This is a genomic window from Promicromonospora sp. NPDC050249, assembly GCF_040656015.1.
Lineage (GTDB): Bacteria > Actinomycetota > Actinomycetes > Actinomycetales > Cellulomonadaceae > Promicromonospora.
In genome coordinates this window covers 1-18,145 of sequence record NZ_JBFAKY010000051.1, presented here as the reverse complement: position 1 = coordinate 18,145, position 18,145 = coordinate 1, and the positions used below count along the sequence as shown (strand labels likewise).

Annotated in this window: 5 protein-coding genes; 2 read left to right on the top strand and 3 right to left on the bottom strand. The window is 71.9% G+C overall.

Going from position 1 to position 18,145, the window contains the following annotated elements:
- Window positions 1-7: 7 nt before the first annotated feature.
- Together AB0I32_RS25495 and AB0I32_RS25490 are read right to left on the bottom strand one after the other, a co-directional pair.
- A complete protein-coding gene (locus tag AB0I32_RS25495; protein WP_357511195.1) occupies window positions 8-5,704 on the bottom strand; it encodes an RHS repeat-associated core domain-containing protein in 5,697 nt (1,898 codons plus the stop codon).
- Window positions 5,701-12,105, bottom strand: a complete 6,405-nt coding sequence (locus AB0I32_RS25490; protein WP_357511193.1) for a LamG domain-containing protein — start codon at window positions 12,103-12,105, stop codon at window positions 5,701-5,703. The genes AB0I32_RS25495 and AB0I32_RS25490 overlap by 4 nt, the downstream gene beginning before the upstream one ends.
- Before the next feature lie 192 nt (window positions 12,106-12,297).
- On the opposite strand from AB0I32_RS25490, the gene AB0I32_RS25485 reads away from it, so the two are divergent.
- Window positions 12,298-14,607: a S8 family serine peptidase gene (locus tag AB0I32_RS25485; RefSeq protein ID WP_357511191.1), complete on the top strand. Its 2,310-nt coding sequence runs from the start codon at window positions 12,298-12,300 to the stop codon at window positions 14,605-14,607.
- 21 nt (window positions 14,608-14,628) lie between these two features.
- On the opposite strand, the gene AB0I32_RS25480 is transcribed toward AB0I32_RS25485, so the two are convergent.
- Window positions 14,629-15,825, bottom strand: coding sequence for a cytochrome P450 (locus AB0I32_RS25480; RefSeq protein ID WP_357511189.1), 1,197 nt, complete (start codon window positions 15,823-15,825; stop codon window positions 14,629-14,631).
- Between the two features lie 262 nt (window positions 15,826-16,087).
- Here AB0I32_RS25480 and AB0I32_RS25475 point away from each other — a divergent pair, with 262 nt between their 5' ends.
- Window positions 16,088-17,977, top strand: coding sequence for an ABC transporter ATP-binding protein (locus tag AB0I32_RS25475; RefSeq protein WP_357511211.1), 1,890 nt, complete (start codon window positions 16,088-16,090; stop codon window positions 17,975-17,977).
- Window positions 17,978-18,145: the final 168 nt, after the last annotated feature.

Genomic DNA, 18,145 nt, shown 5'->3' with positions numbered 1-18,145 from the left:
CGGCCCGTCAGAACACGTTCTCGCACTGGGTGCGGTCCCCGTCGATCATCCGGCAGATCGTCTTGCTGGGTGTCCTCGTGATGACCGTCGTCTCGTAGCTGCGGCTCTCCCGCTCTCCGTTCAGGTTGGTCCAGCTCTCCGAGAACTGCCGCTGGGTCGACTCCACCCGCCACCTCACGTAGTACTTCACGGAGAACGGCTTGTTGTCCTTGGGCGCGTAGCTGTAGGCGGTGCCCTTGTTCCACGAGACCGTGTTCGCCTCCTTCACCGACGCGTCGAGGTCAAGTCCCTTGACCGAGCCACCGATGCTCAAGGACTTCTCGATGGTCCGGCTCCCGGACTCGCCGAACTGGAAGGTGCAGCTTTCGCCGGTCCGCTCCCGATCCGGACCACCACACATGACCCCGCCGATCTCCTCGTACTCGTAGGTGGTGATCGCGGGAAACTCCCTCTCGACGACATCCGCCTCCCAGGGCGAGTCCTTCCCGCCGATGTACACGTTCCTCTTGTAACGCGTGACCTTGGGACTCGGCCCGCTCGGCTTGATCTTGAAGACAGACTGAAGCGCCTTCACGACCGCCTGGATCGCCTGGATGAACCAGCCGAGGAACAGCCCGTCCGCGTCGGAGGCCGACGTCGGGTTGTTGTTCGAGTACGCGTACCCGTTCATCTGCTGCATGTCGCTGTGGTCGATGAGTGGGTCGACCGAGATGAAGCGACCCAGCGCCGCGTCGTACTCCCTGGCACCCAGGTGGGTGAGCCCGAGCGCCGCGTCGATCGTGCCGCCGACGAAGCCCTTCTCGCCCGGCCACGTCGTCGGCTGCTCCCCGCGCGCCATCCCGAACGGATCCATCCGGCGCACCGACGTCGCCATCGTCACCGAGTCGATCGCGACCTGTGCCGTCCCGTGATGGTCGCTCGCGGTCCAGGTCAGCGTGCTGTCGGTGCGCACGGCCACGGGCTGGCCCGCGTGCGAGTAGTAGCGCGTCGCCGTGAGCTCGCCCGTCGCCTCGTCCGCCCGCAGCTCCTGGCCGGGCAGGTACAGCGTGGAGGCGTCGGGATCGTGCCGGATCAGCCGGTCGCCGTCGGCGCCGTAGACGAAGGAGGTGACCTTGTCCCCCTCGGTGACGGACCCGACCCTGCCGAGCTGGTCCCACTCGAGCCGCTGGTCGCCGCGCTGGATCGTGTTGCCGGCGTCGTCGTAGGCGTACTCGTCCACGGAGATCTGTGTCCCGTCGGCCGCCATCGTCCTCGCCGACCCGACCACGTTCGTCTGCTCGGCACCCGGCTCCGGGTAGTCGTACTTCTCGGTGACGTTGCCCTTGAGGGTGTGGTCCACCTTCGTGAGTCGGTTGCCGGCCTCGTCGTACGTGAACGACTGCCAGTACGCGGCCGGCCCGGAGAGCTCGTCCACCGTGCGCTCGGCGTCGCAGGAGGTGCCTGGGGTCCAGGCCTCGGTCAGCCGGCGCAGGTGGTCGTACTCGAAGCACTGCCGGTCGGCCGCCAGCTCTCCCGGGGTGTCGGTGATCGAGAGCACGTTGCCCGCGTCGTCGTAGTCGTAGGCCAGGTCCGCCTGCTCGGGACGTGGCACCTCGCCGTCGACCACCGTGCGCTCCACCCGGCGGGTGTAGTCCTCGTAGTAGGTGGTGACCCAGGCACGGTGCTCGGTCTCGTCGTACTCGGTGGCGCAGTCGTTCTCCTGGTCGTCCTGGTCGGGCACACCGCCCAGCTGGACGCGCTGCATCTCGCCCAGCCGCGTGTACGTCGAGCACGACGCGTAGTAGGTGGTCCCCCCGGCGCCGTCGGCTCCCCCGTAGGTCGTCGCGGGGCGACCGGCGTCGTCGTAGGTGTGGAAGATCTGTTCCTGCGCCAGGTCGCCGATCGCGGGCAGGATCTCGCTCTTGAGGCTGCCGTCCGGGTTGTACGTGTACTCGGTGGCGTAGGTCCGCGGACCGCCGTTGCCGTCGCCGAGGACCCCCTCGGACTGCGGGATGGTCAGCAGCGCCTGCTTGGTCTGGTAGTCCGCGGTATAGGAGTTGACCTTGGAGGTGACGGTGTTGCCGTCGGCGTCCAGCTGGATCGCCGCCGTCGGCCGCCCCTTGGCGAGGGTCACCGTGCCGTCGGGCCGCACCATGCGCGTTGCGTCGTAGGTCCACCTCGCCAGGACGGTCCCGTCGTCGCCGCCGTCGCGCACGATGGTCTTGCGGCCCAGCGCGTCGTACTCGTGGGTGAGCACCTGGCCGCGGGAGTCGGTGGTGCGCACGAGCTGGCCGGCCGCGTCGAACACCGACTCGGTCACGCCCGCGGACGGGTCGTCCGTGCGGACCTTCTGCCCCGCCAGGTCGTACGCGTAGTCCCACTCGCTCCCGGCCGGGTCGATCACCTTCTCCAGCTTTCCGGCGGGGCTGTACGCGTACCGGGTGACCTCGGCGTCGCCTGCGGGCGTGTCGCCGCGGAACTGGTGCAGCTCCTTGACCCTGCCCCGCACGTCGGTGACGGTCATGGTGGGCGTCCCGCCCTCGGGCGGCGTCACGTACGTCCGGTCGCCGCCGTAGCGGGTCACGGTCTTCCAGTCGGTGACCGTGTTGGTCTGGAACGCCGCCTCGACCGGCCGGTTGGCCGCGTCGTACTTCGTGACGTTCTGTCCCAGCGACTCCGAGTCCGCGGCACGCCACAGGCGCGAGTCGACGGGCTCCGCGTTGAAGAAGGGGTTGGTGACGATGTACTCGCGGCCCTGCGTGTCGTACCGGTGGTCCGTCAGCAGGCGCCCGCCACCCGCTGCCGGGGCCTGCTGCTGGCGCACGCGGTAGCTGCCGTCGTAGATGGTGCGCGCCTCGACGTACCTGGCCTGCGCGTCGTTGGAGTTCGGGCCGAGGTGGCGTGCGGTCACCACGTTCGGCGCGTCCCGGCTGATCGAGTACTCGAAGGTGGCCGACGGTGCGTTGGGGTACCTCGTCCGGAGGCGGTCGGTCCCCCACACCTTGGTCAGCCGCCCGAGTGGGTCGTAGACGTTCTCGGTGACCAGGCCGTTCGGGTCGGTCACCTTGACCGCCTGCCCGTTGCTGACCTCCAGGTCGGTCCTCGTGGTGAAGCCCTTGGGGTCCGTCACCACGGTGGCCGTCGTCGGTCCGCCGGCCACGGGGGTGTAGGCGGTGGTGGTGGCCCGGTCCAGGGCGTCCGTCGTCCGGGTCGCACGCCCGTGCGCGTCGTACGACGTCGTCGACCGGGTCTCCCAGACCGGCTCGCCCGCCTCGTAGCCCTTCGCCCTCTCCACCAGGGTGGGATTCCCCGCCGACGGCGCAGCTCCCTCACCCTGCCCGTCGTACCGGGTGCGCACGTCCGAGACCGCGTGCTCGGGGTACGACGGCGTCTCGGTGCAGCCGACCGCGACCGTCCGGATCCGGACGGGGAACGACACGAGCCAGGCGCTCTCGTTGGCGGCGTACGTGGTGGTGGTGCACAGGTCGTCGCTCGTGACCGAGACGTCTCCCCGGTCGTCGACGGTGGCCGGCTGCCCGTACGCGTCGTACGTGGTGACCTTGCGGGTCTCTACCCGTCCGCCGGAGTCCTTCGGCATGAACGTCCGCTCGGTGCCTACCCCGGTGAAGTAGGCCTTGAGATCACCGCGCGTGGCGGTGGGACCACGCCAGACCGGGTCCTTGAGCGTCTTGATCACCACCGGCGAGTCGTCCGCGATGCCGTTGCGCGTGATCGACTCACGCTCGAAGCCGTGCAGCCAGTCGTGGTCCGTGTGCTCACCGTTCTCGGAGTCCTTGATGACCACCGGACGCCGTCCGCCCTCCGGGTTCAGCCGGTCCTGGTCCATGCCCCGGTAGTAGTGGGTGTCGGTCCGCGTCTGCGGACCGGACTCGTCCTCCGGGTCGCCCGCGATCGTCGTGACGTGGGAGAACCCGCGGAACTCGTTCCAGTTCCTCTTGTCCGGCGGCGTGAACTCGCTGGTGTCGTAGCGCCACGCGGCGCCGTCGTACCGGTACTGGAGCTGCTGCTCGATGCTGGAGCTGATCAGGTCGCCGACCACGAGCCCCGAGACCACGTACTTGTTGAACCAGGCGGTCTGCTCCGCGTGCGTCTCGTCGGCCCAGGTGGCCGGGAAGCAGCGGCGGTCGTTCGTGTGCGGGCTGGCCGGGACGCGGCCGCCTGCGTCGAGGCAGTTGGCGGGAGCGTAGGTGACGCTGATGACGCCGCCGGCCTCGGAGACGACGCTCGTGATCCGGTACCGGTTGATCGGCGTCTGGTTGTCGGTCACCACCCGGTTGGCCATCTGCGTGCCCTCGAACGTGACCTTGGGCAGCGTGGTGCCTGCGCCCCCGCCGATCAGACCCGTGTGCTCGATCGACTTCAGCCAGAGCGCGGCGCCCGAACTGCCGTCACCGGGGCTGGGGTAGGACTGGTCGAGCTTCCACCGGTCCACGGCGACGAGCTCACCGCCCTTGCGGACCTTGGTGGTCACCGTGTCCAGGCGCTGCCCGGTCCAGAACGTCGGCGACCAGTTCTCCGCGCAGGTCGCGGCCTCGCACATCCGGGCCAGCGGGGTGTCCGGCCAGTTCTGGTGCTTGCTGGTGCTGCACTCCGCAGCCGGAAGGCCCGGGATGCACCTGATCGCCGTGCCGAACTCCACCGCAGCGGCGGCCGTGCTCGACGCCGTCGTGTGCAGCCCGTACCGGATCTGGTTCAGCCATCCGCCACGGTCGTAGGTGATCGACTTGTCGGCGTCGTTGAAGTCGCCGTACCGGTTGGTCTCCTTGGTGTAGTCGTAGAGCATCGTGTTCCCGTTGCGGTCCACGACCTTGTCCAGGTTCCACCGCCACGCCTGGTCGCACCGCGACTCCTTGAACGACGACGCGCTGTAGCACGGCTCGCCCGCGTCGTCGCCGTAGACCCGGACCTTCCACACCGAGCTGGACTCCGGCCTCGACCCGAAGAAGTACTGGGTGCCGTCGGTCGTGGTGACCTTCCAGCCCTCGCCGTCCTGCTGGCCGCCGTCCGGCGTCCCGATCTGCTGCACCCGGGTGTAGGTGTCGTTCTTGAGCTTCCAGCTGTCGCCGCCGGCGCGGATCATGATGCCGCCCCCTCCGTCGAACACGGAGGTGGCGTTGTCGCCGCGCCAGCACAGGTCCCCGACGTTGTCGAAACCCTTCTTCGGAGCGCGACTGCCCTCCTTGTCCTCCATGCACCCGCCGTACGTCCGCTCGACGAAGCTCTCCCCCAGTCCCCAGCCGTCCCCCACCCACGACGGCTGGTTGTTCGTCGCGCTCGTGCGCCCGTCCACCGCCGACGACGCGTAGCTCAGCGCCAGGCTCGGCTCGAGGCCCCCTGGCGCCGGCGGGACACGCAGCGGGTAGGACCACGTGAAGTCGCCCGTCTGCTTCGACACGTCCCAGGTGGCGGACGGCGACAGGGTCGTCGCCGTCGGCCGCCCGCCGCCGTCGGACACCTCGCTGCCGGGCTGCTGGCCCGGGCCGAGGGCGTCCTCGGACGAGTCGCCGGACGGCGGCGCGTCCATCCCGTCGGCCGGTACGACCGGGACCGACGGCATACCGGGCAGGCCGCCCGGCGTGGCCGCCGCGGCCTCCTGCGGTACCTGCGCCACCACCAGCAGCGAGGCGATCAGCGCGGTCACGGGGACCGTCGCGATCCACCGACGACGGAGGGTGCGGCGGTCAGGGTGGGCGTTCCAGGTCATGACTGGTCTCCTTCGGTCTGCGCCGCGCGGTCGCTCTGTGCGGTGGGTCCGGCCTGTGCGACGGGTGCGGGCTGTGCCGCGAGGTCCGCGATCTTCTGGGCGGACAGGACGCCCATCCAGGTGTCGACCTGGTCGATGTCCCCGGTGAAGAAGTCGGCGTTGGCCCCGCGCAGCTGCCCGCGGCCGATGGCCATGCGGCGGAGCGCCGCGGAGAGGGTCACCCCGTCCTGCAGGCCGACCAGCGCACCGTCCACGTACAGCCGCAGCTGCTTGGCCGGGTGGTCGTACACCCCGACCAGGTGCGTCCACTTCCCGGTCGCCGCCGGCGGCCCCGAGTAGGCCCGGGCGAACGTGCCGGTGTCGGCGTCAGGGGCCCAGCCGCCGAACGACCAGCGCCCGATGCCGCCGTCGTACTGCAGCGAGAAGTCGCTCATCCTGGCCCCGTCCTGCGAGGCGACGGTCTGCACGCCCGCGCTGTCGGTGACCCGGACGCGCGCGGCCACCGTCATGCTCCCGTAGGTCGTCACTCCGGCCCACGCGGCCTGCGCGTAGCCGGGGTCGTCGGCGTCCAGGGAGAGCGCCCGGCCGAACCGGCCGTCCACGAACCCGAAGGCGCCGTGGGCGGTGGTCGTGTTCTTGCGCCACGAGGTGTCGGCGACCGTGTCGTCGTCGAACGTCCAGAGGCCGTGCGGCGGATCCCAGACGTCGTTGTAGACGGCGGCCATCTCGGCGTCGGACAGGACCGTCCCGAAGGTCCGGACGTCGTCGATGTGGCCCTTGAAGGGGACGGTGAACTCGCTGACGGCGTCGCGCTGGTGCGCGCCGATCCGGAAGGTGCCGGACGGCGCGACGGAGTCGACACCGGGCATGAGCTCGGACATACGGCCGTTCACGTACAGGCGCATCTGACCGAGGTTCGGCACGTAGACCAGGGCGACATGCGTCCAGTGACCCACCCGCACGGTCTCGTCGGAGTAGACCTCCTTGATGACGTTGGTGCCGCCGTCGGCCCCGCGCGCCGCCATGACGACGGCCCACCGGTTGCCGGCCCGGGTGATCACGTAGTTGTGCCCGCCGCTGACGACGGCCTCCCAGGCGTCGCTGGTGCTCGCGGTCAGCGGGTAGACCCAGGCCGACGCCGTGAACGCCTCGCCGGCAGCCGGCAGCGGCCCCGGCGCGACCGCATAGCCGTCCACCCCGTCGAAGGTCCGCGCCCGGCCCTCCCGTCCGCCGGCGACGTCGGTCGCGACCGCACCACGCATGGTCGCGTCCACTCCCCCGACCGCGTCGACCGCCGTTGCCGTGCCGTCCGCCTCGTCGAGCTTCCAGTGATGGGTCGGCGTGGGGGGCTTGGGCGGAACCGGGTCCAGGAGCCCGCCGGAGGCGTAGAACGCGTGCAGCTCCTTGACCCGCGTGTCGTTGAACGCGCCGGTGTAGGCCCGCACGTCGTCGACCACACCAGGGAAGTACTCGGCCGGGTCGCCCGAGTCGTCGCGGCCGCGGCCGATCTGGAGGTCTCCGGGCGAGGGCCAGGCCTCGACGCCGTCGCCCTCGCTCACGCGCACCGCGTCGACGAAGAGCCAGATCCGGCCCGTCGGCGCGTGGAAGATCCCCGTCAGGTGCACCGGCCGGTCGAAGTCGCACGGAGCGTCCGGGTCGGTGTTGAACGGGTCGCACCGGAACAGCCCGACCGAGGCGACCTTCGTCCTGTCCTCGTTGGACATCTCGAAGACCCAGTCGCCGTTCTCGTGCGCGGCGTCCGCCCCCGCCTGGTAGCCGAGCCGGAACCTGCTGTCGCCGTCCGACGCGCCGTCCAGGCTCAGCGCGGTGTGCACGCACTCGCCGGGACCGGGTTCGGCCCCACCTTCCTCCCAGTCGTCCCAGGTGCAGGCCTTGTCACGGTCCAGCTGCACGACGGCGGAGACCGTGAAGGACCCGTCCGTGCGGACGTCCAGGTCCGAGGCGGCGAGGTGGTCGTCGTCGCCGTCCAGCTGGAGCGCGTTCCCGACGACGCCGTCGGTCCAGCCGACCTGCGCCGCGGCCGGGGCCGCTGCCGCGCTGCCGCCGACGGCGTCCGCCGCGCTGGTGCCTTGGCCCTCGTCCAGGCGCCAGTTGTGGCGCAGGGTCAGGTCCCGGCCGGCCAGCTCGCGGACCTCGTCCGGGAAGAGGACCCTGCCGTACGCCGTGACGTCGTCGACCGAGCCGAGCACCCGGTTGTTCCGGGCGCCGAAGCGCAGGGCCGCGCCGATCTGCAGCTCACCCGTCGGGTGGTCCCACTCGACCGGGGCCGCGACGGTGCCTGCGGCCTCACCGTTGACGTAGAGGGTGATCGTCCTGGCCGCGGCGTCGTGGACGCCGGCAAGGTGCGTCCAGACGTCCTCCTGCGCGATCGGCCCCTCGACCAGGTAGGGCGGTTCGACGGCGGCGCCGTCGGCTCGCGCCCTCTGGAAGCCCCATCGCCCGCTGGCCAGCTTGTCGAGCTGGAACGCACTCATGCTCCGGCCGTCCTGCGACACGACGGTCGAGGTGCCGTTCAGGTCGTCGATCCGGGCCCAGGCAGTCACCGCGAAGCTCTTGGTCGTGTCCAGGGCGTGCGGTGCCGAGACCCAGTCGTCCCCGTTCCCCGTCAGCGCCTTGTCGATGCCGTCGGACGGCAGCTCGGTCTGCCCGGGCCCCCACCGGCAGTCGGCAGGCGACGTCGTCCCGTCGCAGTGCACGGTCCCGTCCAGGGCCCGCCCGGTGGCGTTGTTCGCGTCCCCGTCCAGCAGCCAGCGCCCGACGGCGACGTCGTCGCGCACCACTATCGCCTGGACCTCGTCGGCGCCGAGCGCCCTCGTGTACGCCCGGACCTCGTCGACGGCGCCGTTCCAGCGCGACGACGGCGTCCCGTCCAGCCCTCTGCCGATCACGAACGGGCCGGTCGCCGTGAACGCGGTGCGCGCCCTGGCCACCGGGCTGCCCGGGCTTCCGTTCACGTACAGCCGGACGGTCGCGGCCGCGCCGTCGTGGACGGCGAACAGGTGGGTCCACGCCGTCGGGTCGGCGGCGGGCGCACGGGTCACGGCGTCAGGCGCCGCACCCGACGAGTCCTGGCCGTACGTGGCGTACTCCCACTGGCCGGCCGTCGCGCTGGTCCGCACGTACGAGAGCGTGAACCCGCTGCGGTGGGCGCCGTCCTGCGACAGCGCGACCACCCTGCCGCCGACGGCCAGGTTCTCGACCGCTTCCGGGTCCAGCCGGACGTGGCCGCCCACCGAGTAGCTGCGGTTCGTCGTCACCACCGGGCCGTCGGACGAGACCACCTCCCCGTCGGCCCCGCCCACGTGCACCGCCTGGCCGACGGCGCCCTCGCTCACGGCCGGGTCCTCCTGCCCGTCCCCGTCGCAGTCCCCGCAGAAGCGCGCGTCCTGGTGCAGGACACCCGCCTGGCCACCGGGCACGCTGTTGAGCGTCGTGCTGCTGCCGGGCTTGTCCTCGAACTTCCACTGGGCCGCCTGCACGTTCGACCCGGCCACCGCCGCCTTGACCTCCGCGGCCGTCAGGGTTCGCTCGTAGAGCCTGACCTCGTCGACCATGCCCTTCCAGTGGTCGACGGCCGCGGCGCCGTTCCACATCGTCCGGCCGATCCGGACGTCGCCGTCCGCGTCCCAGTCCTGGCAGGTCGACCCACGGGTCATCTCGCCGGCTTTCTCACCGTCGACGTACAGGGTGAGCTTCCGGGTGCGCGCGTCGTAGGTGCCGGTGAGGTGCGTCGGCACGCCGGTCTCCGACGGCTCGGTCGAGGCGGCCATCGACGTGCCCTTGTACTCGGCGTCCGAGCACGCCATGCCGAACACCCAGCGGCCGCCCTCCTCCACGCCGTCGCCGTCCTCGTCGGGCCGCTGCCACAGCACGAAGCCCGAGAAGTTGGTGCCGTCCTGGCTCACCGCCGCCCGGGCGCCGGTCGCGTTGTCGAGCCGTACCCACGCGGACACCGAGAAGCTGGAGTCCGTGCGGACGGCGTTGGGCGCGCTCGCGTGCGCCCTGTTCCCGTCGAGCGCCACGCCCTGGTTGACCGCGCCGTCGTCGTAGGACGCACCGTCGTGGAGCACCATGTCGCGGTCGCCCAGGTACGCGCGGTCCTTCCCGGTGCCGTCCAGCGACCAGTCCGCGTAGGCACCGTTACCCGGCCGCACCCGCAGGTGCTGGACCACCGGCTGGCTCCTGTTCCCCGCGCGGTCGACGGCCTGCACGGAGAAGGTCTGCGGGCCGTCGCCGGGTGGTGTCGTCCAGATCGTGGCGTTCCCGGCGAGCGCGTCGGCGTCGATCTTGTTCGACGGAGAGCTGCTCCAGCCCCACAGGTAGTGGTCGACGTCGTCGTCGCCGTCCGGCGTCGTGCACCGCCCCGCCGTCCGGAGCGCCGGGGTGCAGGTACGGAAGTCGAACCTGCCCTCGACGCCCGTCCCGCCGTGCCAGCGGTTCTCGTCCGTGTACAGGTAGCCGTCGACCACCGGGGCGGTGGGCGCCTTGCGGTCGACCACGAACCGCGGTCCCGTCGCGACCGGCCCGTCGTTGTTCCAGTCGCGGGCGTTCACCTGCCACGTCACGGTGTTGACGGCGTTCTCGGCGGTCGTGATCGGCCGGGAGTGCACGGTCCCTGACCCGGCGGCGTTCGGGCTGACGTAGTCGGTCGTCTGCCCGTTGCTCGTGTACCGCCAGACACCGTGCAGCCCGTCACCGTCGGGATCGTGCAGGGTCGCCTTGATGCTCACGCTCGAGTCGCTGATGTACGGCACGCCGGCGCACCACGTGCAGGGTGCCCCCAGCGGCGGGTCGGTCATCACCCCGGCCGGCGCGAGCGGCTTCGTGTTGAAGCGGGCGATCAGCTTCGCGTTGTTGTTGTACTTGCGCCACCACGGCGAGTTCTCGAGGTCCTCGTCGTTCGCCGGCGACACCAGGAACGACGTGTGCCCGCCGCGGTTGACCTTTGACGTGACGTCGACCGCTGCCGTCTTGGCCCCAGGGCACCCCCACTTGGAGTTGACCTTGGGCGCCAGCATGCTGAGGGTCGGGCCCTCCCAGCCGGGCTTGTTGTTCCACGTCGTGCCATCGCCGGGGTGCGCGGTCGCCTTGTGCACGAGGTGATACCGCTCGGTCGCGTTGCAGTCCGGGCTGTGCTCGACGACCGCGTTCAGGTCGGCGTCGACCACCTCCTTGCCCTCGAGGAAGCTCGTGTCGAACCGCCAGTACGTCCACGCGACGCCGATGTTCCTCAGGCCGCAGGCGCCCCAGCCGGACCAGCACCTGCCGACCTGCGCCAGCGGCGGCTCGCCGCTGGTGTTCCAGCCATTGCGATCGGGCAGGCCCGAGAGCACCGTCGCCCAGCCGAACTTGTCCGCCGTGTGGTCCCGCATGATCGTGATCGGGAACTGCGTGTCGTCGTCGACGGCGTCGTCCGCGAGCGCCAGGTCCGCCGAGTCCGGCTCCGTTCCGGCGTCCAGGGTGACGGGCTGCCCGTCGGCGTCGGCCGCGGACGGCGGCGGGACCGAGATCGAGCCGTCGCCCTTCGCGGCCTCGACCTCGAACCCGCCGTCGCGCGGCTCGACGGGGTCGCCGGAGCCACCTGAGATGTCGAGGCGGAGCGGGTCGGCGATCAGCCCTTCCGCGGCCGCGCGGTCCCGCACCTCCAGCCTCGTCGAGAAACCGTAGGAGTACGCGACCACCTGCAGGTCCACACCGGGCCGGACGTCCTCGTAGGTGGCGGTGGCGCCGTCGAGCGACGGGGCAGGGAGGCTCTCGGCGGACGTGAGCCCCAGCTCCGCTCCGCCCTCCTCCATCCGGGCGAGCTCGGAGCCTTGCCCGCCTGGCGAGAACGCGAGGTCGACCGGTGTCGCGCCTGGACGCAGCAGGCCGTCCTTCCCTGCGCTCAGGTCCGTGTCGATGTCCTGCCAGGTCCCGTTCTCTGCCTTGGCGCGGATCGGGGACGAGTTGAGCTCCACGACCATCTGGCCGTCGGGCTCCGCGTAGACCGACTGTGTCTCGGTGCGCAGCTCGGGGGCCTCGACCCGCTTACCGGTCGCACGTGCGGTGGCTGCCGCCTCCTGCTCCGCGCGCTCCTCGGGTGTCGGTCCGGCCAGGTCGAGGGCGGACGGCGCGGCGGGTGCCCCGGCGCCGCCCGCTACCGCGCTGTCGGCTACCGCACTGCCGGCTGCCGCGCTGCCAGCTGCCGCACTGTCCGCTGCCGTGGCGGACGCGGAGCTCTCCGCCCGGGCGGGGACGGCGAGCGCACCGGCACCGAGCGGCACGGCGATCGCGAACGACACGACGGCCGCGAGCGCACGGCGCGACGGTGCGCGACCTGACCTCGGCAGCAACCCGCCGACAGCCCTCGTGCCTGGCTCGGAACTCTCGCCTGAACGCATCGCTCAACCCTTCGTCGCCGTCCGGCACCTCAGCCGGACACCACAGGCGAGGATCTTGGGGCGGGCTAACAGATCGCTCTCATTTCGGACACGACCGAATCACCCACGACGGTGCGGCACGACCTCTGCCTGCCCGGGGTCCGGCGCCGTACGGTGATCCGCGATCCGGGAGGCAACGTCGAGGAGGCACCCGTGCGCCAGTCGATCAACCAGCAGGCCGGTCCCGTCCGGCGCACGTCGCCCGGCGTGGTCGCCCTCGGCGTGGCCGCCGCCGTCGCCGTCGTCGTGGCCTCCGTCGCGCTGCCTGCGGCGGCGGGCACGAGCGCGCCGTCCCCGCAGGCCGTACGGGCCGGGGGCATCCTCGGCGAGCAGGGTCTCGAGGCGGTCCCGGGCGAGTACATCGTCGTGCTCGACGACGCCGTGTCCGCCCGGATCGACCCCACCGTGCCGTCCCGGGCGGACGCCGAGGCCCGGGCCCTGACCAAGGAGTTCTCCGGCGAGCTGCGGGACACGTTCGCGCACACCGTCCGGGGCTTCAGCGTTGCCATGTCCGCCGCCGACGCCCGCCGGCTCAGCAAGGATCCCTCGGTCGCGTATGTCGAGGCCAACCAGCGGATGAGCGTCGCCGACGTCCAGTCGCCGACCCCGAGCTGGGGCCTGGACCGGACCGACCAGCGCGCCCTGCCCCTTGACACCTCCTACACCTACCCGAACACCGGCGCCGGGGTGACGGCCTACGTCATCGACACCGGCATCCGGGTCGGCCACCAGGACTTCGAGGATCGCGCGGTCTCGGGCACCGACGTCGTGGACGGCGACGCCGACGCGGCCGACTGCAACGGCCACGGCACCCACGTGGCCGGCACGGTCGGCGGCGAGGGGCACGGTATCGCCAAGGACGTCGCGCTGGTCGGGGTGCGGGTGCTGGACTGCGCGGGCGACGGCACCACGGCGGACGTGATCGCGGGCATCGACTGGGTCACGGCCCACCATCAGCCGGGCGAGCCGGCGGTCGCCAACGTGTCGCTCGGCGGCGGCCTCTCCCAGGCCATGAACGACGCGGTGTCCGCCTCGATCGCCGACGGCATCACCTACGCGGTGGCGGCAGGCAACGAGACCAGCAGCGACGCCTGCACCCGCTCGCCCGCCTCCACGCCCGCTGCGCTGACCGTGGGCGCGACCACCAGCGCCGACGCGAAGCCGCCGTACTCGAACATCGGTCCCTGCCTCGACCTGTTCGCGCCCGGCTCGTCGATCACCTCGGCCTGGCACACCAGCGACACCGCCACCAACACGATCAACGGCACGTCGATGGCCACACCGCACGTGACCGGCGCGGCCGCTCTCTATCTCGCGACCGATCCCACGCTCACGCCGGCCCAGGTCTCGGCCACCCTGCTCGCCGCCACCACGCCCGGCGTCGTCACGGGAGCAGGCACCGGTTCCCCGAACCGCCTGCTGTACACCGGGGACGTGCCACCGCCCACCCGGGACTTCGCGGTCGTGCTCGACCCCGCCGAGGGGATCGTCCAGGCAGGATCGTCCGTCACGACCACCGTCTCGACCCGCACCACGCTCGGCGACCCGCAGCAGGTGGCGCTGACCGCGAGAGGCCTTCCCCCCGGCGTGGCGGCGTCGTTCGAGCCGGCCGCCATCACCTCGGGCCAGACGTCGACGCTCACCGTGACCGCCACGTCGTCGACCCCGCCGGGGACCTACGCGGTCCAGGTCCGCGCGCGCGGGACGACGTGGCACGCCACCACCTACCGCCTGACCGTGGCCGGCCCGCCGGGCTGCACCCAGACCAACGGCAGCGACGTACCGATCCAGGACCTCGGGGTCGCCGAGTCGGTCGTCTCCGTCACGGGCTGCGCCGCCACGCCCAGCGCCGCCGCCGTGGTCGACGTCGCGATCGTGCACGGCTACATCGGCGACCTCTATGTCGACCTGATCGCCCCGGACGGCGCGGCCTACCCCTTGCACCGCGGCACCGGCGGCGCCGCGGACGGCATCAGGGCGAGCTACCCGGTCGACCTGTCCGGCAAGAGCGCCGACGGCCCCTGGCGGCTGCGCGTCCGGGACACCCAGACCGGCGACGCCGGGTACATCGACTCCTGGGCCCTCCACCTCGACCCGCCGACCACCCCGCCGCCGGTCTGCGCCGGCGAGAACACCACCGACGTGCCGGTCCCCGACAACACCACGATCAACAGCCCGATCACCCTGGCACGCTGCCCCGGTAACGCCTCGACGTCGGCACAGGTCCGCGTCGACATCACCCACCCCTACCGAGGCGACCTCGTCGTGCGGCTGATCGCCCCCGACGGCACGGCGTACACGCTCCTCGACAGGGCCGGCGGCGGCACCGACGACGTGCACCAGACCTTCGTCGTCAACCTGGCCGGCGAACCCGTGGACGGCACCTGGAACCTCCGCGTCCAGGACACCGCCGCCGGCGACGCAGGGACCCTCACCGGGTGGTCCCTCAGGCCCCGGCCGTAGGCGCCACGGCGCCTGCCCGGGTCAGACCCGGGCAGGCGTGCGGGCTGACTGCCGCTCGGGCGTGAACGCAACGGGCAGCACCGCCGGGTACCGCGACCACGGCGACGGGGCCCACGTCACCTCTGGGTCGGTGAGGCGCAGGTCGAGCCGCTCCATGAGGCTCTCCACGGCGATCTTCACCACCAGCCGCCCCGGACGCCTGGCCGGGCACGCGTGCGGCCCGACGCCGAACGACAGGTGCGACCGGTTGTTCGCCTCGAACAGGTCGTCCGTGGTGCGCACGCGCGGGTCGTTGTTCGCGGCGGCCAGACCCATGACTATCGCGTCCCCCGCCTGGATCCGGACCCTGCCGAGCGTGCAGTCGGTCACGGCGTACCGGGCCGGCAGGTTGGCGACCGGGGGCTCGCTCCACAGCGTCTCGTCCATCGCGTCGTCCAGGCCGCGGCGCACGCCCGTGACCCGGCCGGTGTACCGGGGGTCGGTGAGCATGCGGCGCAGCGTGGCCGCGATCCACGTCACGAGCATCTCGTTGGCCGCGCAGATCGCCACGACCATCGAATGCACGATCTCCGTGTCGTCCTCGAAGCTCGGGTGCTCGACGAAACGGGCGGTCAGGTTGTTCCCTGGGTCCTCCCGCGTCGCGAGGACGTGGTCGAGCACGATCTGGTCCATGGTGGCCAGCGCTGTCACGGAGTCGCCGCCGTGCCCGAAGATGCCGTGCGCGCACCGCAGGAGGGCGATGCCCTGCTGCTCGTCGAACCCGAACATGCCCGACACCGACAGGAACGAGACCGCCGCGGCATACCCGCCGATCAGGTCGGCGTGGCCCTGGGCAGCGAAGGAGTCGATCAGCCGGCTGCACACGCCTCGCACCATCGCGGCGGTCTGCGCCTCGTCGATGCCGGCGAAGGCCTCGTCCACCGGGAGCCGCAGCCGCCGGTGGTCCGCGCCGTCCGCGTAGTACAGCGCGCGCCGTCCGGCCGGCGAGAGGATCGCGTGCAGGGTCGAGTCCAGCGGCAGCCGCTCGTTCCAGTGCCGCGGGTCGCGCGCGAAGACGCTCTCCGTGCGCATCACCTCCATGACCTCCGCGTGCCCCAGCACGAGCCAGCCGGGCACACCGGGCTCCAGGTCGACGGGGGCCACCGGCCCCCACCGGTCCTGCAGCTTCCGCAGTTCCGCGGTCATGTCCTGCGCACCGGTCAGATCTACCAGCGCCACGCGACCTCCGCTCCGCTGCGGCTCCAGGTCAGACATGGCCCTCCACCCGTCGATATTCATCGAATCATCCATCGAAGTATGGGCGACCTGCGTAGACGCCCGATCGTGGGTTTCTATCACGGGCTGCGGGGAACACGTAACACCCGTGTGGTCCAGGTCACCCTCGGTTAACCCGCTACCTTCGGTCACCTGTGCCCGCGACGGCGGAGGAGCGCCCGATAGCGGACGGAACCGGGCCGCGTGCGACGATGCAGTCGTGAGCATGCACGGTGGCGGTGGGAGCATGGGCGGGGGCCGCGCGATGCGGTCGTTCACGCAGGACGGCTCGGTCGCCCACGAGCGCCTCGGCCGCGACACGCTGCGGCGCATCGTGGGTTTCGCCCGTCCCTACCGGGGCAGGCTGATCCTGTTCGTGCTGATCCTGGCCCTGGAGGCCGCCGCGGGCGCCGCCACGCCGCTGCTCTTCCAGCGGATCATCGACGACGGCATCACGGGCGGCGACACCCGCCTGGTGGTCCTGCTGGCCGGCGCGGCGGCGATGCTCGCGATCCTGGCCGCCGGGCTGTCCGTGGCGGACCGGCTCGTGTCGTCCCAGGTCGGCGAGGGACTGATCCTCGACCTGCGCGTAGCCGTGTTCGACCACGTCCAGCGCATGCCGCTGGCCTTCTTCTCGCGCGCCCGAACGGGTGCGCTCGTGCAGCGCCTCAACGGCGACGTGCTCGGCGCGCAGCGCGCCTTCACGTCGACCCTGCAGACGGTGGTCTCCAACACCCTGACCATCGCCTTCACGCTCGCGGCGATGCTCACCATGTCCTGGGAGCTCACGCTCGGCGCCCTCGTGCTGGTGCCGCTGTTCGTGTTCCCGGCGCGCTGGTTCGGCCGCCGGCTCGCCGCCCTGACCCGGCGCGGCATGGAGGTCGACGCCGACCTGGGCCAGGTCATGAACGAGCGGTTCAACGTGTCCGGAGCCCACCTCGTCAAGGTCTTCGGCGATCCAGCCACCGAGTCCGAGCGGTTCGCCGAGCCCGCCCGCGAGCGCCGCGACCTGGGCGTCCGCACGGCGCTGCTCGGCACCTGGTTCCGCGTGGGGCTCTCCACCGTCGCGTCCCTGGCCGTGGCGGGCGTGTACGGGCTCGGCGGGCTGCAGGCCATCGCGGGCGAGCTCACGGTCGGCACGGTCGTGGCGCTCGCCACATACCTCACGCGGCTGTACGGGCCGCTGACGGCGATGGCGAACGTCCAGGTCGACGTGATGACGGCCCTCGTGTCGTTCGAGCGGGTGCTGGAGGTCCTGGACCTGGAGCCGTCGGTGGCCGAGAAGCCGGACGCGGTCGACCTGCGGGCCGCCGTCGCCGCCCGGGGCGCCTCGATCTCGCTGGCGGACGTGACGTTCCGGTACCCCCGGGCCGATGAGGTGTCGCTCGCCTCCCTCGAGTCGGTGGCGGGGCAGCGCAAGGATCCGACGGCGGACACGCTGGTGGACGTCTCGTTCGAGGTGCCCGCCGGTTCGATGGTGGCGCTCGTCGGCCCGTCGGGGGCGGGCAAGACCACGATCTCGCAGCTGGTCAGCCGGATGTACGACCCGACGTCTGGCGCGGTGCGCATCGCCGGTACCGACCTGCGGGACGTGACGTTCGCGTCGCTGCGGGCGACTGTCGGCGTCGTCTCCCAGGATGCCCATCTGTTCCACGACACGATGTCCGCGAACCTGCGGTTCGTCCGCCCGGAGGCGACGGACGCCGACCTGGAGCGGGTGCTGCGCCAGGCGCGCATCTGGGATCTCGTCGACCGGCTGCCGGAGGGCCTGGAGACGGTGGTGGGCGATCGCGGCTACCGGCTGTCCGGCGGTGAGCGGCAGCGCCTCGCGATCGCGCGCCTGCTGCTCAAGGCGCCCGACGTCGTGGTGCTCGACGAGGCCACAGCGCACCTCGACTCGGAGTCCGAGGCCGCCGTGCAGGTGGCGCTCGACCAGGCCCTCGCCGGCCGGACGTCGCTGGTCATCGCGCACCGCCTGTCCACGGTGCGCGCGGCGGACCGCATAGTGGTGCTCGCCGACGGGCGGGTGGCCCAGTCGGGCACGCACGCCGAGCTGCTCGCCGCCGGGGGCCTGTACGCCGACCTGTACCGGACGCAGTTCGCGGCGACCGCCTGACCACAGGTTCAGGGGCGACTTCGGTCGGTTGCCGGACCGGCCCCAGCGACTTCGGTCGGTTGCCGGACCGACCCCAGCGACTTCGGTCGGGGGGGGGGGGGGGGGGCGGGTGTTTGTGCGCGGGGGGGGGGGAAGGCCCCAGCGGGAGGGGGGCGGGCCCGGGCCGGC